The organism is Streptomyces sp. NPDC096105, assembly GCF_044763335.1.
Classification (GTDB): Bacteria; Actinomycetota; Actinomycetes; order Streptomycetales; family Streptomycetaceae; genus Streptomyces.
This window is the reverse complement of sequence record NZ_JBIWGC010000002.1, coordinates 82886-103319: the sequence shown is the minus strand read 5'-3', so window position 1 is coordinate 103319 and position 20434 is coordinate 82886. Positions and strand designations below refer to the sequence as shown.

Sequence of the window (20434 nt, the reverse complement as noted above, 5' to 3'; positions counted from 1 at the left end):
TGAGCGCACCGGCGCGCGTCGGGTGGGGGGGGCCCCCCCCCCGCCCCCCCCACCCGCCGCGCCGCCGTTTCCGCTCACGGCTCGCGCGCCGCCGTTTCCGCTCACGGCTCGCGCGCGGGCGGTCAGTTGGTGCCGATCCGCGACAGCAAGTCGACGATCCGCTCCTGCACCTCGACGCTGGTGGACCGCTCCGCGAGGAACAGCACCGTCTCGCCGGAGGCCAGCCGGGGCAGGTCCGCCGCGTCCACGGCGGCCGTGTAGACGACCAGCGGGGTGCGGGTGAGCTGCCCGTTCGCCCGCAGCCAGTCGATGATCCCGGCCTGCCCGGCCTGGCGGTGCACCCGCATCAGGTCCATCACCACCAGGTTCGGCCGGAACTGCCCCGCCAGCGCCACCGCGTCGGCGTCGCTCGCGGCCCGCGCGACCTGCATCCCGCGCCGTTCCAGCGTGCCGGTCAGGGCCAGTGCGATCTCCGCGTGCTCCTCGATCAGCAGGACCCGCGGCGGGTGCTGCTCGCTGTCGCGCGGCGCGAGCGCCTTCAGCAGCACCGCCGGGTCGGCGCCGTACGCGGCGTCGCGGGAGGCCTGCCCGAGTCCGGCCGTGACCATCACCGGCACCTCGGCCGCGCCCGCCGCCTGACGCAGCGACTGCAGGGCGGTGCGCGTGATCGGTCCGGTCAGCGGGTCGACGAACAGCGCCGCCGGGAAGGCCGCGATCTGCGCGTCGACCTCCTCACGGGAGTGCACGATCACCGGGCGGTAGCCGCGGTCGCTCAACGCCTGCTGCGTCGACACGTCCGGCGCGGGCCACACCAGCAGCCGGCGCGGGTTGTCCAGCGGTTCCGGCGGCAGTTCGTCGTCCATCGGCTGCGGACCCGGCTGGTCCGCCACCTCCACGGCCCCGCCCGGACCGTCCAGCGGCTCGGGACCCTCGGCGGCGTCCGCGTCCGGCGCCCCTATCGCGTAGGAACGTCCGGCGGCCTCGGCGGGCGGCGCGAGCCGGGACTGCCCGGACGGCGTCGGCGTGGGCTGCGCCGGAGGCTGGGCGAGGGCGGCGGCCGTGCCGCGGTCCTGTTGTGGTGCGGGCGCCTGGCCGGCGGGCGGCGCGGGTTCGGCCGGCGGGTGCGGGCGGGCGCCCTGGGCGGCGCCGGGCGCCTGCGCGGCGGCGGGGGCCTGGCCGCTCGCGGCGGCCTGGTCGTTGCGGGTGCCGAGCTTGCGTCGGCGACCGGAACCGCCCGGCTGGTGCGGAGGCGGCGTGGCCGACGCCGACGGCTGCTGCACCTGGGCGGCCTGCCGGTTGAACGGCACGCCCTGCCCCAGCGTCCGCACGCTGATGGCACGCCCCTGCGTCGAGTTCGGGTCCACCGGCGCGGCGGCCTCGACGGGCAGCGGCTGGGCGACCCGCCGGTCCGGCGCGGGCGCGTCCTCGGGCGGCAGCGGGGTGCCGCCCGACGGCGTGGACTGCGATGCGTCCGGGAGGGGCACACCGGCGCCGGAGGTGTCGCTTGCGGCGGGCCACTGCCGCGGGGCCGGAGTCCCGGCGGGCGGGGTGGCCGCGTTCGGCGCGGGCCGGCCGTGCTGCGGCGCGGCAGGCGCGGGCGGTGCCTCGGCGGGCAGCGGCTGGGCCGGCGGGAGCGGGGCCGCGGCGGGCGCGCCCTGCGGAGGCACCGCCTCCCACTGCTCGGAAGCGCCGGGCGCCTGCGCGGCCTCGGACGGCGGAGCGACCGCACGGCGACGGCGGCCCGTGGGCGCGCTGGTGGGGTGCGGCTGCGGCGGGGTGTGGTCCTCGGACTGGTCCAACGGCACGGCGTCATGCCGGCCGGCACCGGCCGGGGCACCCTGCGGCGCGGGAGCCGGGGCGGGCCGCGCGGGAGCCTGCGGTGCCGGAACACCGGGCTGGGGCACCTGAGCAGCGGCGCCGGCCGGCTGCGGGGCCGGCGGTACAGACTGCGGGACCGGCGGTACGGGGGCCTGCGGGGCCGGCGCGTCGGACCCGACGGGCTGCGGGTTGGGCGCGGCGGCCTGAGGCGCGGACGTCGCGGCCTGCTGGTTCGGCGGGATCGGCGGGATCGGCTGCGGAGCCTGCGGAGTGGGGCCGACCGGCTGGAGGTTGGGCGCGGCGGGCTGGGGCGCGTGTCCTGCGCCCTGTGCGGGCGGGGGTACGGGCTGCGCGTTCGGGCCGACCTGCTGGAGGTTCGGCCCGGCGGCCTGCGGCGCGGTCGCTGCGGCCTGCGGGTGCGGGGGAACGGCCTGCGGCGTGGACGGCGCCGCCTGCCCGTTCGGAGGCACGGCCTGCCCGGCGACCGGAGCCGTCCCCCGCGGCGCGGGCGGAGCCACGGCCTGCCCGGCGGCCGGAGGCACAACCTGCCCGGCAACCTGAGCCGCGCCCTGCGCAGCGGCCGGAGCGACCGGCTGTGCACCCGGAGCGACAGGCCGCGGAGTCTGCCCGTTCGGTACGGCACCCGGCGCCGCCTGCCCAGCCGTCTGAGCACCCGGAAGTTCCTGAACACCCGGCACCTGACCCGGTGCCACGGGCGACTGCGGAGCCTGCCCCTGAACCGGAACCGGAACCTCCGCCGGAGGCATCTGCCCGGCGGCCTGCTGGCCGGGAGCCGACTGCGGCGCCTGCCCCACGACCTCGGCCTGCCCTGCCTGACCAGGCTGTCCTGCCTGGACCGCCTGCTCGTCCTGGTCCGCCCCCGCCGGCGGCAGCGCGAACACCGTACGCGGTGCCGCCTCCTGCGCCGCCGCGCGCTCGTTCGCGGCGGCCAGCGCACGCCGGCGCCGCCCTGTCGGCTGTTGCTGGTCAGGACCCGCACCCTGCGCCGGGACGTGCACGGCGACCCCGCCCTGTGCCGCGCCGGACGCGCCGTTCGCATCGGAGGCCGCGGGCAGCGCGGGCGCGAGCGCCTGCTGCTCACCGTCCGCGCGCCGGGCCCGACGCCCGGACGGTGCGGGCACGCCCTGCGGCGGAACGGTCCCGCCCAGCCCCGTGTTGGAGGCCGCGGCGCCCGCCGCGTGCTCGGCGGCGGTGACGACGGAGCCCTCGGACACCCCCGCACCGGCGAGCTCCACCTCGGCACCGGTTGCGCCCGCCGCGTCCTCGGCCGGCCGGCCCCGCCGCCGCCCCGTTCCGCCGGACACGGCCGCGCCCTCACCGGACACCTGCGCCGGCAACTGCGCCTGTACGGGCTCCACGGGAGGAGCCGCACGCCGCCTCCGCCGCCCGGTGGGCTGCGGTGCCTCCGCGGCGGGAACGGCGGGATCCTCACCGTCGCCGCTGCCGCCGTCCGGCACGTTGCTCTCCAGGAAGGCGTCGACGGACGAGCGCCGCGCCCGGCGCCGTCCACCGCTCGGCGAGGGCTCGGCGTGAGCGGCGGCCTCCTCGGCCTGCGCCACCGCGTCCTGCGGTGCGGCGGAGGCCGCCACGGCCCCCGCCCCGCCCCCGATCGGCACCTCGAGGACGAACGCGCTGCCGCTCATCCCCGGCACCTCGTGCGTCTGGAGCACTCCGCCGTGCGCCCGGACGATCCCGCGCACGATCGGCTCGTGCACCGGGTCGCCGCCGCCGTACGGGCCGCGGACCTCGATGCGGACGACCTCGCCGCGCTGGGCCGCCGCGACGACGACCGTGTTGTCCAGGTAACCGCCCGCCGTCAGGGGCGTGTTGCCGGTCGCGTCGACGCCCGCGACGTCGGCGACCAGGTGGGCGAGGGCGGTCGCGAGCAGTCGCGGGTCCACCTCGGCCTCGATGGGCGGCGCGTGCACCGCGAACTGCACGCGGCCCGGTCCGATCAGCTCCACGGCCCCGTCGACACCGGCCGCGACGACCGCGTCGAGCATCACCTTCGTGCGGGCTATCTGCTCGGTGCCGGCGTCGAGCCGCTGGTAGCCGAGGACGTTGTCGATGAGGGTGGTGATGCGGGAGTAGCCGGCCGACAGGTGGTGGAGCACCTGGTTGGCCTCGGGCCACAGCTGCCCCGCGTCGTCGGCGGCCAGCGCGGACAGCTCGCGGCGCAGTTCGTCGAGCGGGCCGCGCAGGGAGCGGCCGAGGAGGGTGAGGAGCTGTTCGTGCCGGGCGGCGAGGGCCTCGTAGCGGTCCTTCTCGCGTTCGCCGAGGGCGGCGTACCGCTCCTCGTGTGCGGCGAGTTCCTCCGCGTGCTTCTCGCGGAGCTCCTCCACCTCGGTGACGTGGCTCTGGCGCAGGGCGGTCAGCTCGGAGCCGTGCTCCTCGGCGAGCCGTTCCAGCTCCTCCGCGTGCTCGCGCTCGGCGGTCTCCTTCTCCTTGACCAGCGCGTCGTAGGGGCGGCGGTCGAGGAACGTCATGACCGCGCCGACGAGCTGGTCGCCGTCGCGCACCGGGGCGGTGGTCAGGTCGACCGGCAGTTTGTCGCCGTTCTTGGCGTAGAGGACCTGGCCGCGCACGCGGTGCTTGCGGCCGGAGCGCAGGGTGTCGGCGAGCGGGGACTCGGAGTAGGGGAAGGGGGAGCCGTCGGCGCGCGAGTGCAGCACGAGGGTGTGCAGTTCGCGGCCGCCGAGCTCGCCGGCCCGGTAGCCGAGGATCTGGGCGGCGGCCGGGTTGACCAGGACGATCCGCCCGTCGGTGTCGGTGCCGACGACGCCCTCGGAGGCGGCTCGCAGGATCATCTCCGTCTGCCGCTGCGACCGGGCGAGCTCCGCCTCGGTGTCGACGGTGCCGGAGAGGTCCCGGACGACGAGCATCAGCAGCTCGTCGTCGGTGTAGCCGTAACTGTCGTAGGTCTGCTGGTTGTTCTCCAGGTTCGCGCTGGTGACCTCGACGGGGAACTCGGTCCCGTCGGTCCGCCGGGCGATCATCCGGGTCGGCTTGGTGCGGCCGCGGGGGTCGATGTGGTCGGGCCGCCGCATGGAGCCGGGGATGAGCTTGCTGTCGAACTGCGGCAGCAGGTCCAGCAGCCCGCGCCCCACCAGGGCGGTGCCCGGCGCCTCGAAGGCCTCGAGGGCGATGGTGTTGGCGTTGACGACGGTCCCGTTGGCGTTGACCAGCACCAGGGCGTCGGGAAGCGCGTCCAGTATGGCTGCGAGGCGAGCAGCGCCTCGGGATGGCCTGCTGCTCACGAGACGCTTCCTCCCTGTTACCGCGACGTGCCGACCGTCCGGGCCATCCTGCCAACCGGCCCGCGACGTGTCACGGGAGGGAGTCTAAGGGCTGGGGGTGCGCCGGGGGTGCCGGATGGGACGCACATCGCACCGCGAGGTGACGGTGATGTGACGTCCGGTACGTCCGGAACCGTGCCTGCCTGGGCCGACGCACCGCGAAGCTTCGCGGGACCTTCACGCCCCCCGCGCACCCGCCGTCCGGCCCGCCTCGGGCAGCAGCGGCACGAGCCGGTCCCAGCGCGCGATCGCGCACCCGTTCGTACGGTCGTACGCCGCGTCGACGCGGCGGCCGGCCCAGGTGCCGGTGATCCGGGCGGTGGCGGGACCGCCGTACCGCATGGTGCACACGGCGTCCCGCGGCACCGGCGCGAAGGCGTCCTGTCCCCACCGGGTCTGCCGCTGGACGGCCGCGCAGGCCCCGTCGGGGTCGGGGTGCGTCCCGCCGCTCGGCCGGCACCGCACCTCGTACGTCCCGTCCGCCCCGCCGCCCGCGTCCCGCACGGTGACGGTGAGCCGGTCCCCGTCCCGCGCCGGCTCATCGGCCCGCGCCGGGGAGGGGGACGCGGTGAGCGAGGCGAGGACCGCGACGAGGGCGGCGCCCCCGGCGAGGAACCGCCGCCGCGGAGACGGGGAAGCGGTGGAGGACGAGACGGAGGGGGAAGGGAGGGAGGGCAGGGCGGTCATGCCGTGATCAACGCGCCGGAGCGCGGGACGTTGCGCCACGGCGGCGTGCCGGTCGTAAGGGCTTTGCCCTGCGGGCTCCCCGCCTAGTACCGTGGGGGGCGATTGGTGACACCCCACGCGGTTGTGTCATCATCGGCAGGCACCACCCACTCGCGCTCGCGCGCAGCAGGTTGTGCAGGGAGGCGTCGCCTAGTCCGGTCTATGGCGCCGCACTGCTAATGCGGTTTGGGCCTTAAAGCCCATCGAGGGTTCAAATCCCTCCGCCTCCGCCCCGCACACGAAGCCCCGGCCCCAGCGGCCGGGGCTTCGTCGTTCCCGCGTCGCCCCGCCCCCCGGAAGTCCGTGTTCTCGCAGGTCACAAGGGGTAGGGCAAGCGGATTTCACATGGCGGCGGCAGTCATGTAATGTTCTTCCTGTCGCCGCGAGCGGGCCGAAAGGGCCGGGAGCGGCGAGACAAATGAAGAGACAAGCACTCGTAGCTTAACGGATAGAGCATCTGACTACGGATCAGAAGGTTGCAGGTTCGAATCCTGCCGAGTGCACACGGACCAGAGGCCCCGGAGAGATCCGGGGCCTCTGGCGTTCGGCGCACGTACAGCAGCGAAGTACAGCAACCGCGTCAGCCGGTACCGCCCATGACGTCGGACGGCTTGCCGATCGCCGCCCGCACCTCTTCCTCGCTCGCCTCCGCGTAGACCTCCATCGTCATGGCGACCTGCGGGTGCCGCAGGACGCGTTGCGCCACCTTCGGGTGAACCTTGAGAGCCACCAGGAGCGAGCTGCACGTGTGCCGGGTGTTCCGGAGCGGGATCTCCCGCAGTCCGGCGCGCGGGACGGGAGCTGAGGTGAGCGGTCGGCTTGGGAGGTCCTGGAAGGTCCGCCGTCCTGGGGCCTGTCCGGGCGGACCATGATGAGATGGTGCCGTGAGCCGCGCTGCAGAAGAGACCAATCGTCGTATGCTCCGAGCGCGTGACGTGATGGACCGCAGCTACGCGCAGCCGCTGGACGTCCCTGCCCTGGCCCGCGTCGCACACGTGTCGCAGGCCCACTTCACGCGTACCTTCCGGGCCACGTTCGGTGAGACACCGCACCGCTACCTGCAGCGTCGCCGCGTGGAACGGGCGATGTTCCTGCTACGGGAGACCGACCGCAGCGTGACGGACATCAGTTTCGAGGTCGGCTTCACCAGCCCGGGCACCTTCAGCCGGACGTTCCGGGACATCGTCGGCCGGTCGCCGCGGACGTACCGCAAGGAAGCGGTTGCCACGGGTGTGCCGACGTGCTTCACGATGGCGTGGACTCGGCCGCATGCCTGACCGGCCGGTAGAACGTCTTGTCCACTGAGCAGTTTTGGATAAGTTTTCGTCCCGGCTGATCACTAGTGTCAGTGTCATGTTCAACGCCATCACGCAGTCGCAGATATACGTCCTCGACCAGGACGAGGCCGTCGACTTCTACGTCGGCAAGCTCGGCCTGGAGATCACCGCAGACGTCGACATGGGTTTCATGCGCTGGTTGACCGTCGGCGTACCGGGCCACCCCGAGCGGCAGATTCTTCTGGAGAAGCCGGGTGCGCCGGCGATGTCGGAGGAGACGGCGGAGCAGGTGCGCGAGCTGGTGACCAAGGGAGCCATGGGCGGCTGGCTCATCCTCACCACGGACGACTGCCGCAAGACCTACGAGACGCTGCTCGAGAAAGGGGTGGAGTTCACCGAGGAGCCCACCGAGCGTCCGTACGGAATCGACTGCGGCCTGCGTGACCCCTTCGGCAACCGCATCCGCTTCACCCAGCCGAGGGCCTGAAGCACTCCGGCACTTCGACATCCGCGAACGGTCACGCCTCGGGCCCGGCGTACGGCACAGAAGTACGGCAACCGCGGTGGCTTGCAGCCAGACCACAGTGACACCCACGGCCGCCGGGAAGCCTGCATGGCCAGTGCGGAACCATCCCATGGAGCTACGGATCAGAAGGTTGCGGGTTCGAATCCTGCCGAGTGCACACGGACCAGAGGCCCCGGAAAGATCCGGGGCCTCTGGCGTTTCAGCGGTGTGCGGCGGCGGAGCTCCCCTCGGCCGCGTTCTCGTCCGGGAGGCGGGTGACGGCCAGGCAGGCCGCCGCGCCGCTGGCGACGGTCCGGCGCAGGGAGCACATCGGCGCCGCGATCACCGGGACGGTCGCCAGGAGCGGGAAGGTGGGGAACGGCGGCCAGGCGAGGTCGGCGAGGACCGCGACGATCAGCACGGCGGCCGGCAGGCGGCGGGCCCCGGCGGGACGCCTCGAGCCCCTTCCGCGCCGGTATCGCTGCATCCCCGGGGCCCCCGGTCGTTCCGTACCGTTCCGCGCCCCGGCCTTCGGCACGCCCTCCCGCGCAGCCACCGGACGGGTCCGTTCGCGGTCCGCCCGGCACGGTGTCGCTCAGGCCGCGGACGGCGGGATGTTCTGGTTGGCGCGGAAGAGGTTGCCGGGGTCGTAGGTGCGTTTGACGGCGCTGAGGCGCGCGTAGTTGTCGCGGTAGGTGGAGCGGACGCGGTCCGGTCCCTCGGCCTCGCCGAGGAAGTTGACGTAGGAGCCGCCCATGGAGTGCGGGTGGAGCTCCGACCAGTAGTCGACGCACCACTGGCGGATCAGGCCGGCGTTGGCCGGGTCGGGGTCGATGCCCGCGATGACGCCGGACCACGTCGCGTCCCGGTAGGCCCAGGCCGTCTCGCCCGGGGCGACGTCGTGGGCCGCTCCGTCCACGGGATACAGGTGCATGGTCGACAGGGCGGTCGGCAGCTCCTGCCCGAACCGCTCGTGCACCGCGACCGCCTCGTCGGGGACCGCGTCGAAGAAGTCCCCGCGCCAGTACCACTGGAGCCCTTCGGGGACCAGCGCGTCGAACATCGTCTGGAGGACCGGGTACGGCATCGGCGTGGCGAAGTGGAAGGCCGGCGGGGCCGGGTCGTCCACCACGGACAGCACCTCGTCCAGGCGTCCGCCCTCCAGGTCGCCGGTGTAGCACCAGACCACGGCGCACACCTTCCGCCCGTGGAGCGGCTCGGGGAAGGGCGGGGCGGGCGGGACGGACATGACGGCGAAGAAGCCGTTGAGGTCCTCGGGAGCCGCGGGCAGGAACTCCCGGTACCAGCGCAGCACGTCCGTGGTCCGCTCGACCGGCCACACGGTGACCGCCACGCCGACCGTGTGCACCGGGTGCAGCCGGAAGGTGAACGACGTGACCACGCCGAAGTTGCCGCCGCCGCCCCGCAGCGCCCACAGCAGGTCCGGGTGTTCCTTCTCGGTGGCGGTGACGACGCTGCCGTCGGCCAGGACCACGTCCGCCGCGACCAGGCTGTCGATCGTCAGACCGTACGTGCGGGTCAGGTGGCCGTGGCCGCCGCCCAGCGTGAGACCGCCCACGCCGGTGGTGGAGTTGATGCCGGACGGCACGCCGAGCCCGAAGGCGTGCGCCTCGTGGTCCAGGTCGCCGAGCAGGCTGCCCCCGCCCACCTGGGCCGTCCTGTTCACCGGGTCGACCCGGACCCAGCGCATCAGGGACAGGTCGAGGGTGAGACCGCCGTCGACCAGGCACAGGCCGGGGCCGCTGTGCCCGCCGCCGCGCACGGCCAGGTCGGCGCCCGTCTGCCGGGCGAAGGCGATCGTGGTGCGCACGTCCGCCGTGCCCGTGCAGCGGGCGACGGCGGCGGGACGGCGGTCGATCATCGCGTTGTAGACGGAGCGGGTCTCGTCGTACCCGGCGTCCTGCGGCGTCACGAGGGGACCTCGCAGGGCCTCGCGCAGATTGTCCAGTGCGGTTGCGTCCATGCCGCTCATGAGCGGACACCCCTTGGAGCAGTGCGGAACCGGAGGCGGGCCGCGGGCGGACGAACCGGCGCCCGAGCGGCGGCTCGACGGCCGGTGTTCGTCCGGGTCCTGGGAGAGCGGTCCCCGGGGTGGTCCGGGAACACTCTGCTCCTTTCAGTGTGACGCCGGTCACATGCGTGCGCGATGCGGCGCGGGGTCACCTCGGCGGGCCCGGGTCTCCGTGCCGGCGCAGGGCGTTGCGCAGGTGGTTGGTCAGTGCGGTGGCCGCCGCCGTGAGGAAGACGAAGCTGTAGAGGATCTGCAGGATCGCGACCAGACGCGCGCCCTGCCCGCGCGGGGTGATGTCCCCGTACCCGACGGTGGCGAGGGTGACCAGCGTGAAGTAGAGGGCGTCCAGGCGCGTGGCGATGCCGTCCAGCTCGCCGGGGTGCTGGGCGAGCCCCTGGTAGGCGGTGGCGAAGACCAGCACGGACAGGCACATCAGCGGCGGGATGACCAGCCCCGGTCGGGCGCCCGGGACGGCCAGCAGCACGCGGGCGACCTGGACCAGCAGCAGGACGGCGATCAGTGCGAGGGCCACCCCGAACAACACCCAGCTCAGCACCGGGCGGCGCGGGCCGAGCCGGTCCAGCGGCAGCAGGAAGTACGCGGTGACCATCGCGGTCACCCCGGCCGCCTGCGCCGCCCACGGCCGGACGCCGGACCGGCCCGCGGACGCGCGCTCTACGCCGGGGACTCGCGGCGGGGTGCGCACACGGCCCAGATGATGAAGCCGTCGATGATGATGAGGACGATCGACCACACCGGCTGGTAGGGCAGCCACACGAAGTGGGCGATCATGCTCAGCCCGGCCAGGGCGACGCCCACGGCCCGGGCCCACGCGGCCCCCCTGAGCAATGCCAGGCCGGCGGCGGCCACCAGGGCGCCGAGGATCAGATGCACCCAGCCCCAGCCGGTCAGGCTGAACTCGTAGGTGAAGTTCCGGGTGGCGACGAAGACGTCGTCCTGGGCGATGGCGGCGATGCCCTCGAAGATCGCCATGACGCCGCCGAACAGCATCAGGACCGCCGCGGCGACCGTCCAGCCGGCTGCCCAGGTGTTCCGTGCCTCCCCGCTCGTCCCGCGGTGGCTCGTACCGCTGACATTGCCGACCATGTTCTCGACCTTCCGGATGGTCCCCGAGCGGTTCGATCCCCTTCAGCGTGGCACCGCGGGCGGTGCCCGGCACCTCGGCGGATGAGCCCCGGTCAGCTCTCGCGGCGGCGCGTCTCGCGGAAGGTTTCCGCGAGCCCGGTGGCGCGCGTGAACCAGTCGTTCAGCACGGCCAGTTCCTCGGGGGAGTAGTCCGCGAAGAGCTCGGCGAGGCGCGCGTAGTACGGCTCGTACAGGCGGCGCGCCAGGGCCACCGCGTCGGGCTGCGCGGCCACGCGGACGCGGCGGCGGTCGGCGGGGTCGGGGCGGCGGGTGATGAAGCCGGCGCGCTCCAGGCGGTTGAGGATGCCGGTCATCGCGCCGGTGGTGACGTGGACGCGTTCCGCCAGCTCACCGGCGGTGAGCAGGTCCTCCCCCGCCCCGACGACGAAGCCGAAGCAGGTCACGTCGGTGACGTTCAGGCCCATGACCTGGGCCATCTCCTGCTGGCCGACCAGGTGCGTCGCGATCAGTCGGTCCATCGCCCGCATCGCCTCCTGCTGCGTGGCGGGCGGGCGCGGATTGGCGTGCATGACGGGGCTTCCCCATTTCCCTTAGGTCGTGAGAGATTTCTGTTGTAAATTCCTTAGGATGTGAGACATCGGTGGGAGACGTCTCGTCGTCCGTCAGGAACGCCGACGCCGCGAAAGGGCAGACATGAGCGCGCATCCATATGACCACGGGCACACCGTCGCCGGATGGACCGGCTGCGGGATCGCCGTCGCCGGGGCGGCCGTCCTGGGCGCGGGCGTCTGTGCCGTTTCCGGGCCGCTGCTCCTCGCCGGCGCAGCGGTCGAGGTGGTCGCCCTCCTCGTCACCTGGGCCCTGCATCTCGCCGGGTGGGGCAAACCGTCGGGGCCGCGGCCCCGGCAGGAGTGGAGCTGGCGGGTGCGTGACAGCGGCGCCCGCGCGGGGCACGCGGAGTGCGTGGGGTGCCGCCTGGCCGGGCGGAGGGGCGGACCGGTCGGTGAGCCTGCGCCGGTGACCGCGCCGACCGCGGCGCCGGCGGTCTCGCCCGCCCCGGCCGCCCCCGTCGAGGCGGACCCGGTGGGCGCCGGGAGCTGAGCCGGCGGCCGCGCTCCGCACCACGCGGTCCCGCCGTCCGCGGCCCGGTCGGTGCTCCTGCTGCTGTCGGTGCTCCCCTCTACGCTCGGCCGGGATGGCACAGGCATGGCGGTGCGCGGGGCTGAGCTGGACGGCGGACGGTCCCGTGCTGATCTGGGACGGGGGCCGGCGCTCGGCGCTGACCTGGGGGAAGAGGGTGGCCTTCGAGGTCGCGGAAGGGGGAGTGCGGACCTGCGTGGGAGCGCGAGGGAACATCTGTCCGATCGCCGCGCGGGTGTCCGCGCGGAGCACCGGGCCGCGCTGCGAGGAGTGCGCCCGGCTGGACCGCGCGCACTCGGTGGCCGCCGACACGCTCGCGGACGACCCCCGGCCGTACCGGGTGTACCTGGCGTGGTTCGGGCCCGGGATGACCAAGGTCGGGATCACCGCCGCGCGGCGCGGCCCGGCCCGGCTGCTGGAGCAGGGGGCGGTCTGCTTCAGCTGGCTGGGCACCGGGCCGCTGATGGCGGCGCGGCGCACCGAGGAGCTGCTGCGCGCCGCGCTGTGGGTCCCGGACCGCATCCCCTACGCCGCCAAGCGGGCGGCGCGGGCGGCCCTCCCGGCGACCAGGGAGGAACGGGCCGCCGAGACCGCCGAGCTGCATGCGCGGGCGCTCGCCCTCGGTGAGTGGCCGGAGTCCCTCGACCCCGCTCCCTTCCGTCCGGTCGACCATGTGGAGGCGTTCGCCCTGGCGGCCGCGCCGCCGCCGGCGGGTGAGGTCGGCGAGCTGGCCGCCGCGGGGGCGGTGAGCGGGGAGCTGGTGGCGGCCGCCGGGCCCGACCTGCACCTGGCGACCGACCGGGGCGTCCTCGTGCTGGACACCCGCCTGCTGCCCGGCTGGGAGCTGCTGCCGGCCACGGGACGGCGGGTCGACGTGCCGGTGAGGGCGCTGAAGGAACGGGCGTCCGCCCAGGACGGGCTGTTCTGAGCCGTCGGGGAAGGGGGGTTGGACCGCCCCCGCCCTCGCGGGCGATCGTGTCCGGCATGAGCGCACCCCCGGGCAGCACCTCGCCGACACCCCCTGACGCCCCTGACGCCCCCGATGTCCCCGCCGGGACCGCCGAGGCCGCCGAGGCCGCCGAGGTCCGGCGCTTCTGGCAGGAGCTCGGCCTGCCCGGCCTCGTCGACGTGCACACGCACTTCATGCCGGAGCGGGTGCTCCACAAGGTGTGGGCGTACTTCGACGGGCTCGGCCCGCTCACCGGCGGCATCGAGTGGCCGATCACGTACCGGAAGGAAGAAGGCGAACGGGCCGCGCTGCTGCGGGCGTTCGGTGTGCGCGCCTTCACGGCGATGCTCTACCCGCACAAGCCGGGCATGGCCCGCTGGCTGAACGACTGGGCCGTCGGCTTCGCCCGTCGCACCCCCGACTGCCTGCACACCTCGACGTTCTTCCCGGAGCCCGGCGCCGCCGCCTACGTGCGCGAGGCCGTCGAGAACGGGACGCGCGTCTTCAAGGCGCACGTCCAGGTCGGTGGGTACGACCCGGCCGACGAGGCGCTCGACCCCTGCTGGGGCCTGCTCGCCGAGGCGGGCGTCCCGGTGGTGGTCCACTGCGGCTCGGGCCCCGCTCCCGGCAAGCACACCGGCCCCGAGCCGGTCGCCCGCGTGCTGGCCCGCCACCCCCGGCTGCGGCTGGTCGTGGCGCACATGGGCATGCCCGAGTACGAGGACTTCCTGGGCCTGGCCGAGCGGTACCGGGAGGTCCGCCTCGACACCACCATGGCGTTCACCGGCTTCAGCGAACGGATGGCGCCGTTCCCCCGGCGGGCGCTGTCCCGGCTGGCGGACCTCGGCGACCGCGTCCTGCTCGGCACCGACTTCCCCAACATCCCCTATCCCTATGTTCATCAGCTCGACGCCCTGGCGGGTCTCGGGCTCGGGGAGGACTGGCTGCGGGCGGTGTGCCACGACAACGCGGCCCGGGTGTTCGGGCTCCCCGGAACACCCGAGCACCCCGCCTGAGAAGCCCTTGCGGATTTCTCAGGGAAAACACAGACAGACGAAAGGGTGCTCTCAGAGGACGTCCCCATCGTGTCCGGCATGACCACGATCTCGCCCCAGGGGCGCACCGAACTGCTCAGGCCGGACAGGAGCTCCGTCCGGGTGCTGGTGGTGGACGACGAGCAGTCGATCACCGAACTGCTCTCCATGGCCCTGCGCTACGAGGGCTGGCAGATCCGCAGCGCGGCCGACGGCCAGGGCGCCCTGCGCGCCGCCCGCGAGTTCCGGCCCGACGCCGTCGTCCTGGACATGATGCTGCCCGACATGGACGGGCTGTCCGTCCTCGGCCGGCTGCGCCGCGAACTGCCGGACGTGCCGGTGCTGTTCCTCACCGCGAAGGACGCCGTCGAGGACCGGATCGCCGGGCTGACCGCGGGCGGCGACGACTACGTGACCAAGCCGTTCAGCCTGGAGGAGGTCGTCGCACGGCTGCGCGGGCTGATCCGCCGCTCGTGTGCGAGCGACCGCCGCTCCGACGCCCTGCTGGTGGTCGGCGACCTCACCCTGGACGAGGACAGCCACGAGGTGACCCGCGGCGGCCAGAGCATCCACCTGACCGCCACCGAGTTCGAGCTGCTGCGCTTCCTCATGCGCAACCCGCGCCGGGTGCTCAGCAAGGCGCAGATCCTCGACCGGGTCTGGTCCTACGACTTCGGCGGCCAGGCCAACGTCGTCGAGCTGTACATCTCCTACCTGCGCCGGAAGATCGACGCGGGCCGGGAACCGATGATCCACACCCGGCGCGGCGCCGGTTACCTGCTGAAGCCCGCGGTGTCGTGAACGGACCGGGGCGGCCGCGTCCGCGCACGCTGCGGACACGGCTCGTCGTCGCGTCCGTCACGCTGATCGCGGTGGTGTGCGCGGTGATCGGCACGGTGACCGCGCTGGCTCTCCGCTCCCACCTGTACGAGCAGCTCGACGGGCAGCTGCGCGAGGTGGCGATGAGGGCCACGGGCGGCCCGCTCGGCGCCGGACTGCGCCCCGGGCCCCCGGAGGACCCCCTCGACTTCGTGACGAGGGGCCCGCAGACGTTCGGCACCGTCGGCGCCACCGTCGCGGACGGCACGGTGACCGACGGCGTGGTGAGCGAATCCCGCGAGGTGAACGGGGTCCGGACGCCCGAGGCCGGGCGGCTCACCGGAGCCCAGCTCACCGCCCTGGCGGACGTGCCGCGCGACCGGCAGGAGCACACCGCGGACCTGCCCGGCCTCGGCAGCTACCGCGTCACCTACCAGGAGGGGCCCAACGGCGCCTTCTACGTCGCCGTCCCCACCACCGACGTCGACACCACCGTCACCACGCTGATCCTGGTGGAGATCAGCGTCACCGCCGCCGGACTGGTCGCCGCGTCCCTGGCGGGCGCCGTCATCGTCGTCGTCGCCACCCGCCCGCTGCGCCGGGTCGCCGCCACCGCCACCCGCGTCGCGGAACTGCCCCTGCACCGCGGCGAGGTGACACTGGAGGAGCGCGTCCCGGAGTCCGAGTGCGATCCGCACACCGAGGTCGGCCGGGTCGGCGCCGCGCTGAACCGGATGCTCGACCACGTCCACGGCGCCCTGCACGCCCGCCAGCTCAGCGAGACCCGGGTACGGCAGTTCGTCGCGGACGCGGGCCACGAACTGCGCACCCCGCTCGCCTCCATCCGCGGGTACGCCGAACTCACCCGGCGCGGCCCGGAGGAGACCGGACCGGACACCCGGCACGCGCTCCGCCGCATCGAGTCCGAGGCGGACCGGATGACCCTGCTGGTCGAGGATCTGCTGCTGCTCGCCCGCCTGGACGCCGGACGGCCCCTGCGGTTCGCGGAGACCGATCTGGTGCCGCTGGTCGTGGACACCGTCAGCGACGCCCGCGCCGCCGGACCGGACCACCACTGGCGCCTGGACCTGCCCGACGCGCCCGCGCCGGTGACCGCCGACGCCGCGCGGCTCCAGCAGATCCTCGTCAACCTGCTCGCCAACGCCCGCACCCACACCCCGCCGGGCACCACCGTCACCGCCCGGGTGCGCCGGGAGGGGCGTCGGCTGCGGGTGGACGTCGCCGACGACGGGCCCGGCCTCCCGCCCGACCTGCTTCCGCACGTCTTCGAACGGTTCGCGCGCGGTGACTCGGCCCGCACCCGGGCCACCGGCTCGACGGGTCTGGGGCTGGCCATCGTGCGGGCCGTGGCGGCCGCGCACGGCGGCTCCGTCACCGTCGACAGCGCGCCCGGCCGGACGGTGTTCAGCCTCCACCTGCCCTCGTCCGCGCCCTGGAGGACGGCCGGACCAAGTGGCTGGTGTGGGCGGGCGTCACGATCGGCTTCGCGTTCCTCACCAAGACGCTCCAGGCGTTCCTCGTCCTGCCGGCCCTGGCCGCGGTCTACGCCGTCTGCGCCCCGGTGCGCCCGCGCAAGCGGTTCGTCCAGCTCGCCCTGACGACCGTCGCGCTCATGATGTCCGGCGGCTGGTGGGTCGCGGTGGTCGAGCTGTGGCCGGCGTCCTCGCGCCCGTACACCGGCGGCTCCCAGAACAACAGCTTCCTGGAGCTGACCTTCGGCTACAACGGCCTCGGCCGGATCAACGGCGACGAGACGGGCAGCGTCGGCGGCGGGGGCGGCCCGGGCGGCGGCCGGTGGGGCGAGACCGGCTGGGACCGGATGTTCGACGCCGACACCGGCGGCCAGATCTCCTGGCTGCTGCCCGCCGCGCTGATCCTGCTCGTCGCGGGCCTGGTGATGACCCGGAAGGCCGGCCGGGCCGACGTCACCCGTGCCGCCTTCCTGGTGTGGGGCGGTTCGCTGCTGACGACCGCGGTGGTCTTCAGCTTCATGGCCGGCATCTTCCACCAGTACTACACGGTGGCGCTGGCCCCCTACCTGGCGGCCGTGACCGGCATGGGTGCGGCGGCCCTGTGGCACAGGCGCCGGGAGACGTGGGCCGCCCTCACCCTGGCGGCGGCCGTCACGGTGACGGCGGCCTGGGCGTACGTCCTGCTGCACCGCACGCCCGACTACCTGCCGTGGCTGCGGTGGCTCGTCCTGGTGGGCGGGCTCCTCGCCGCGCTCGGGCTGGTCCTCGCGGGCCGGGCGGGACGCCGGGTGGTGCTCGTGGCGGCCGCACTGGGCCTCGCCGCCTCCCTGGCCGGCCCGACGGCGTACACGCTGAGCACCGTGCGGGAGGGCCACTCCGGTTCCATCGTCACCGCGGGTCCGGCGTCGCCGGGCACGGGCGGCGACGGTCGTGCCCCGGGCGGCGGCTCGCGGAACGGCGCCCCGCCCGGCGCGAACGGCACGGGCGGGAACGGCTTCCCCGGCGGCGGCCCGTCGGGCCAGGACGGTGCCGCAGGCGGCCCCGGCCAGGACGGCTCAGGCGCCCCGGACGCCGGCGGCCTGCCCGGCGGAGCCGACGGCAACGCCGAAGCCACCGCCCCCGGACGCGGTTCCCGCGGCGCAGGAGGCGGCATGGGCGGCCTCCTCGGCGGCACCGACGTCGACGCCGAGGCACGCGAGCTGCTGGAGACCGGGGCCGACGACTACACCTGGGCCGCCGCGGCGGTGGGCGCGCAGAACGCGGCGAGCCACCAGCTCGCCACCGGCGAACCGGTCATGGCGATCGGCGGCTTCAACGGGACCGACCCGTCCCCGACCCTCGCGCAGTTCCAGCAGTACGTGGAGGACGGCCGCATCCACTACTTCGTCTCCGGGGGAGGCGGGGGAGGCGGCATGGGTGGCGGCACCGGTGCCTCCGCGCGGATCACCGCCTGGGTGCGGGCCACCTTCAAGGAGGTGACCGCCGGTTCGGCCACCCTCTACGACCTCACCCGCCCGGTGACCGGAAGCTGACCGCCGCACCACGGACCGGTGTTGTACACCGTAGGAGAGTGTTCTACGGTGTACAGCCATGACGACCTCCTCACCGGAGCACCCGGCCGCGGCCCCCGACCCGTCCCCGGACACCGCACCGGCGGACGCGGCTCCCCGGGGGCACGACCGGCGTTGGCTGATTCTCGGAGTCATCTGTCTCGCCCAGCTCACCGTGCTGCTGGACAACACGGTGCTGAACGTGGCGATCCCCTCCCTCACCCGGGAGATGGACGCCTCGACCGCCGACATCCAGTGGATGATCAACGCCTACTCCCTGGTCCAGTCGGGCCTGCTGCTCAGCGCGGGGAACGCCGCCGACCGCTACGGCCGCAAGAAGATGCTGATCGTGGGCCTGGCCCTGTTCGGCGTGGGGTCGCTGGCGGCGGGCCTGGCCCAGTCGTCCCCGCAGCTGATCGCGGCGCGGGCCGGCATGGGCGTCGGAGGGGCGCTGCTGCTGACCACCACCCTCGCCGTGGTCATGCAGATCTTCACGCCCCAGGAGCAGCCCAAGGCGATCGGCATCTGGAGCGCCGTCAACTCCCTGGGCTTCGCCGCCGGCCCGCTGGTCGGCGGGTTCATGCTGAACCACTTCTGGTGGGGTTCGATCTTCCTGATCAACCTGCCGGTCGCGGCCCTGGCGCTGGCCGCCGTCGCGGCGTACGTCCCGGAGTCCCGGAACCGGCAGGGCGACCGGCCCGACCTGGCCGGCGCGGTGCTCTCCACCATCGGCATGACGGCCCTGGTCTACGCGATCATCTCCGGCCCCGAGCACGGCTGGACGTCCGGCAGGGTGCTCGTCGGCGCGGGTACGGCGGCCGTGGTGCTCGGTGTCTTCGCGTACTGGGAGAGCCGGGTGCCGTACCCGATGCTCGACCTGCACTTCTTCCGCAACCGGCGCTTCACCGGCGCGGTCGGCGGACTGGTGCTGATCACCTTCGGCATGGGCGGCGCGCTCTTCCTGCTCACCCAGTACCTGCAGTTCGTCCTCGGGTACGGGCCGCTGGAGGCGGGTCTGCGCACCGCGCCGATGGCGCTGACCGTGGTCGCCCTCAACTTCACCGGCGTGGGCACCAGGTGGGCGGCGAAGATGGGGACCCCGCTGTCCATCGCGGTCGGCATGGGCCTGATGGCGGCCGGACTGGTGTCGATCGCCACGCTCACCGAGCACGGCTACAGCGGCACCCTGCTCGGCCTGGTGCTGATCGGCGCGGGCACCGCGATCGGCAGTCCGGTGATGGCGTACGCCGTGATGAGCTCCGTGCCCCGCGAGAAGGCGGGCGTCGGCGCCGGCATCAACGGCACGCTGGCCGAGTTCGGCAACGGGCTCGGGGTGGCCGTCCTCGGCGCCGTGCTCAACGCGCGCTTCGCGGCGCTGGTGCCGGTCGCGGCGGCCTCGCTGCCGGCCGCGCTGGCCGCGGCCGGCTCGGACCGCGAACGCGCCGAGATCACCGGGGCGTTCTCCTCCGGGCTGGAGACGAGCCTGCTGGTCGGCTCGGTGGCGGTACTGCTCGGCGGACTCCTCGCGGCGGCGCTGCTGCGCCGGGCCGATCACGCCGACGCGCGGTCCGCGCGGGAGGGGGAAGCGGACACCTAGGGGAAGGGGGGAGCCCCCGTCGAGGGCGTTCCGGCGCCTTGCGCTCGCACGATCGCCCGCACCGGACGCCACTCCTTCTCCCGCGTTCCTGTGTCGGACACCCCCTAGCATGAACCGGCGTCGGCGAGTCGAGGAAGGTGCGCCATGGTGAGGGCAGACCAGCGGTCCGGGAAGACGCCGCGGCCGAGCGTCTGGCTGGAGGACCGGGATCAGGACCGGGGCGGCAGGCGCGGTGGCGGCCAGCCCTCCGGACTGGACCGGGACCGGATCACCGAGGCGACCGTGCGGCTGCTGGACGCCGAGGGCCTGGCGAAGTTCTCCATGCGCCGCCTCGCCGCCGAGCTGGACGTCACCGCGATGTCCGTCTACTGGTACGTCGACACCAAGGACGACCTGCTGGAACTGGCCCTGGACCGGGCCTTCGGCGAACTGACCCTGCCCGAGCCGGACGCCGACGAGGACTGGCGCGACCAACTGCGCGCGCTGGCCCGCGAGTACCGGGCGCTGCTGGTGCGGCACTCCTGGCTGTCCGCGCTGGCCGGCCGTTTCCTCAACATCGGCCCCAACGCCCTGCGGTTCTCCGGTGCGGTCCAGCGGGTCCTCGGCCGCGTCGGGCTGCCCGAGCACGGGGTGACCGGGGCGATCTCCGCCGTGTTCCAGTTCGTGTACGGCTACGGCACGGTGGAGGGCCACTTCCGCGACCGGGTCGCCTCCACGGGCCTGACCCCGGACGAGTGCCACCACCGGGCCATGACCGAGGTGACGCGGGACCCGGACGCCTCCGACGTGATCGGGCAGTCGGCCAGGATCATGGAGGCCCGGGACGGCGACACGGTCCAGGAGATGCTCGAACGGGACTTCTCCTTCGCCCTGGACCTGCTGATCGCCGGCATCGAGGCGATGGTCGCCCGCAGCCACGACTAGCTGTTCCGTCTGCGGCGTCCGCACCCCGCACTCCGGCGGGGCGTCCGCACGCCGCACTCCGGCGGGGCGTCCGCACGCCGCACTCCGGCGGGGCGTCCGCACGCCGCACTCCGGCGGGGCGTCCGCACGCCGCACTCCGGCGGGGC

16 protein-coding genes, 2 tRNA genes and 2 pseudogenes are annotated in these 20434 nt (G+C 74.3%); 12 read left to right on the top strand and 8 right to left on the bottom strand.

Translation table 11 applies throughout. The features are described 5' to 3' along the window. Positions 1 to 122 precede the first annotated feature (122 nt). Together ACIQ8B_RS03225 and ACIQ8B_RS03220 are read right to left on the bottom strand one after the other, a co-directional pair. On the bottom strand, positions 123 to 5096 hold the full coding sequence (locus ACIQ8B_RS03225) for a PAS domain-containing protein (RefSeq protein WP_403544884.1): 4974 nt from the start codon (positions 5094 to 5096) through the stop codon (positions 123 to 125). Positions 5097 to 5312: 216 nt separating this feature from the next. After that, complete coding sequence (locus ACIQ8B_RS03220; protein WP_403544882.1) at positions 5313 to 5822, bottom strand: SSI family serine proteinase inhibitor; 510 nt, start codon at positions 5820 to 5822, stop codon at positions 5313 to 5315. Between the two features lie 178 nt (positions 5823 to 6000). Here ACIQ8B_RS03220 and ACIQ8B_RS03215 point away from each other — a divergent pair. Next, a tRNA-Ser gene (locus ACIQ8B_RS03215) sits at positions 6001 to 6091 on the top strand. Positions 6092 to 6291: 200 nt separating this feature from the next. Then, a tRNA-Arg gene (locus ACIQ8B_RS03210) sits at positions 6292 to 6364 on the top strand. Positions 6365 to 6441: 77 nt separating this feature from the next. Here ACIQ8B_RS03210 and ACIQ8B_RS03205 read toward each other — a convergent pair. Next, positions 6442 to 6651, bottom strand: a pseudogene (locus ACIQ8B_RS03205) (site-specific integrase); the annotation flags it as partial. A gap of 94 nt (positions 6652 to 6745) precedes the next feature. Here ACIQ8B_RS03205 and ACIQ8B_RS03200 point away from each other — a divergent pair. Next, positions 6746 to 7138, top strand: coding sequence for an AraC family transcriptional regulator (locus tag ACIQ8B_RS03200; protein WP_366252185.1), 393 nt, complete (start codon positions 6746 to 6748; stop codon positions 7136 to 7138). A gap of 76 nt (positions 7139 to 7214) precedes the next feature. Continuing rightward, complete coding sequence (locus tag ACIQ8B_RS03195; protein ID WP_106413476.1) at positions 7215 to 7625, top strand: VOC family protein; 411 nt, start codon at positions 7215 to 7217, stop codon at positions 7623 to 7625. Positions 7626 to 7863: 238 nt separating this feature from the next. On the opposite strand, the gene ACIQ8B_RS03190 is transcribed toward ACIQ8B_RS03195, so the two are convergent. The 5 genes from ACIQ8B_RS03190 to ACIQ8B_RS03170 form a co-directional block, all read right to left on the bottom strand. Then, on the bottom strand, positions 7864 to 8064 hold the full coding sequence (locus ACIQ8B_RS03190) for a hypothetical protein (protein ID WP_403544879.1): 201 nt from the start codon (positions 8062 to 8064) through the stop codon (positions 7864 to 7866). A 174-nt stretch (positions 8065 to 8238) separates the two neighbouring features. Beyond that, entirely contained in the window at positions 8239 to 9627 is a 1389-nt protein-coding gene (locus tag ACIQ8B_RS03185) for an FAD-binding oxidoreductase (protein ID WP_290002066.1), read from the bottom strand. A gap of 196 nt (positions 9628 to 9823) precedes the next feature. Next, positions 9824 to 10285: a potassium channel family protein gene (locus ACIQ8B_RS03180; RefSeq protein WP_403545454.1), complete on the bottom strand. Its 462-nt coding sequence runs from the start codon at positions 10283 to 10285 to the stop codon at positions 9824 to 9826. A 65-nt stretch (positions 10286 to 10350) separates the two neighbouring features. Then, positions 10351 to 10782 (bottom strand): hypothetical protein, encoded by a 432-nt coding sequence (locus tag ACIQ8B_RS03175; RefSeq protein WP_403544877.1) that lies wholly within the window; start codon positions 10780 to 10782, stop codon positions 10351 to 10353. Between the two features lie 92 nt (positions 10783 to 10874). Further along, positions 10875 to 11351 (bottom strand): MarR family transcriptional regulator, encoded by a 477-nt coding sequence (locus tag ACIQ8B_RS03170; RefSeq protein ID WP_106413480.1) that lies wholly within the window; start codon positions 11349 to 11351, stop codon positions 10875 to 10877. 124 nt (positions 11352 to 11475) lie between these two features. On the opposite strand from ACIQ8B_RS03170, the gene ACIQ8B_RS03165 reads away from it, so the two are divergent. The 8 genes and pseudogenes from ACIQ8B_RS03165 (at position 11476) to ACIQ8B_RS03130 (ending at position 20288) form a co-directional block, all read left to right on the top strand. Beyond that, on the top strand, positions 11476 to 11883 hold the full coding sequence (locus ACIQ8B_RS03165) for an HGxxPAAW family protein (protein WP_290002058.1): 408 nt from the start codon (positions 11476 to 11478) through the stop codon (positions 11881 to 11883). Positions 11884 to 11977: 94 nt separating this feature from the next. Continuing rightward, on the top strand, positions 11978 to 12850 hold the full coding sequence (locus ACIQ8B_RS03160; RefSeq protein WP_403544874.1) for a DUF2797 domain-containing protein: 873 nt from the start codon (positions 11978 to 11980) through the stop codon (positions 12848 to 12850). 56 nt (positions 12851 to 12906) lie between these two features. After that, positions 12907 to 13887, top strand: coding sequence for an amidohydrolase family protein (locus ACIQ8B_RS03155; protein ID WP_403544872.1), 981 nt, complete (start codon positions 12907 to 12909; stop codon positions 13885 to 13887). Positions 13888 to 13965: 78 nt separating this feature from the next. Further along, positions 13966 to 14706 (top strand): response regulator transcription factor, encoded by a 741-nt coding sequence (locus ACIQ8B_RS03150; RefSeq protein ID WP_290002052.1) that lies wholly within the window; start codon positions 13966 to 13968, stop codon positions 14704 to 14706. Then, entirely contained in the window at positions 14703 to 16343 is a 1641-nt protein-coding gene (locus tag ACIQ8B_RS03145; RefSeq protein ID WP_403544869.1) for an ATP-binding protein, read from the top strand. The genes ACIQ8B_RS03150 and ACIQ8B_RS03145 overlap by 4 nt, the downstream gene beginning before the upstream one ends. Further along, positions 16226 to 17749, top strand: a pseudogene (locus ACIQ8B_RS03140) (glycosyl transferase); the annotation flags it as partial. The gene ACIQ8B_RS03145 and the pseudogene ACIQ8B_RS03140, both read left to right, overlap by 118 nt. A gap of 58 nt (positions 17750 to 17807) precedes the next feature. Beyond that, entirely contained in the window at positions 17808 to 19364 is a 1557-nt protein-coding gene (locus ACIQ8B_RS03135) for an MFS transporter (protein ID WP_403544867.1), read from the top strand. Between the two features lie 144 nt (positions 19365 to 19508). Further along, complete coding sequence (locus ACIQ8B_RS03130; RefSeq protein WP_403544865.1) at positions 19509 to 20288, top strand: TetR/AcrR family transcriptional regulator; 780 nt, start codon at positions 19509 to 19511, stop codon at positions 20286 to 20288. Positions 20289 to 20434 lie beyond the last annotated feature (146 nt).

Bases quoted from the DNA above. Each gene is read 5' to 3' on its own strand.
- ACIQ8B_RS03220 (WP_403544882.1), bottom strand. From the start codon at position 5,822: ATGACCGCCCTGCCCTCCCTCCCTTCCCCCTCCGTCTCGTCCTCCACC.
- ACIQ8B_RS03195 (WP_106413476.1), top strand. From the start codon at position 7,215: ATGTTCAACGCCATCACGCAGTCGCAGATATACGTCCTCGACCAGGAC.
- ACIQ8B_RS03185 (WP_290002066.1), bottom strand. From the start codon at position 9,627: ATGGACGCAACCGCACTGGACAATCTGCGCGAGGCCCTGCGAGGTCCC.
- ACIQ8B_RS03180 (WP_403545454.1), bottom strand. From the start codon at position 10,285: ATGGTCACCGCGTACTTCCTGCTGCCGCTGGACCGGCTCGGCCCGCGC.
- ACIQ8B_RS03175 (WP_403544877.1), bottom strand. From the start codon at position 10,782: ATGGTCGGCAATGTCAGCGGTACGAGCCACCGCGGGACGAGCGGGGAG.
- ACIQ8B_RS03170 (WP_106413480.1), bottom strand. From the start codon at position 11,351: ATGCACGCCAATCCGCGCCCGCCCGCCACGCAGCAGGAGGCGATGCGG.
- ACIQ8B_RS03165 (WP_290002058.1), top strand. From the start codon at position 11,476: ATGAGCGCGCATCCATATGACCACGGGCACACCGTCGCCGGATGGACC.
- ACIQ8B_RS03160 (WP_403544874.1), top strand. From the start codon at position 11,978: ATGGCACAGGCATGGCGGTGCGCGGGGCTGAGCTGGACGGCGGACGGT.
- ACIQ8B_RS03155 (WP_403544872.1), top strand. From the start codon at position 12,907: ATGAGCGCACCCCCGGGCAGCACCTCGCCGACACCCCCTGACGCCCCT.
- ACIQ8B_RS03150 (WP_290002052.1), top strand. From the start codon at position 13,966: ATGACCACGATCTCGCCCCAGGGGCGCACCGAACTGCTCAGGCCGGAC.
- ACIQ8B_RS03135 (WP_403544867.1), top strand. From the start codon at position 17,808: ATGACGACCTCCTCACCGGAGCACCCGGCCGCGGCCCCCGACCCGTCC.
- ACIQ8B_RS03130 (WP_403544865.1), top strand. From the start codon at position 19,509: ATGGTGAGGGCAGACCAGCGGTCCGGGAAGACGCCGCGGCCGAGCGTC.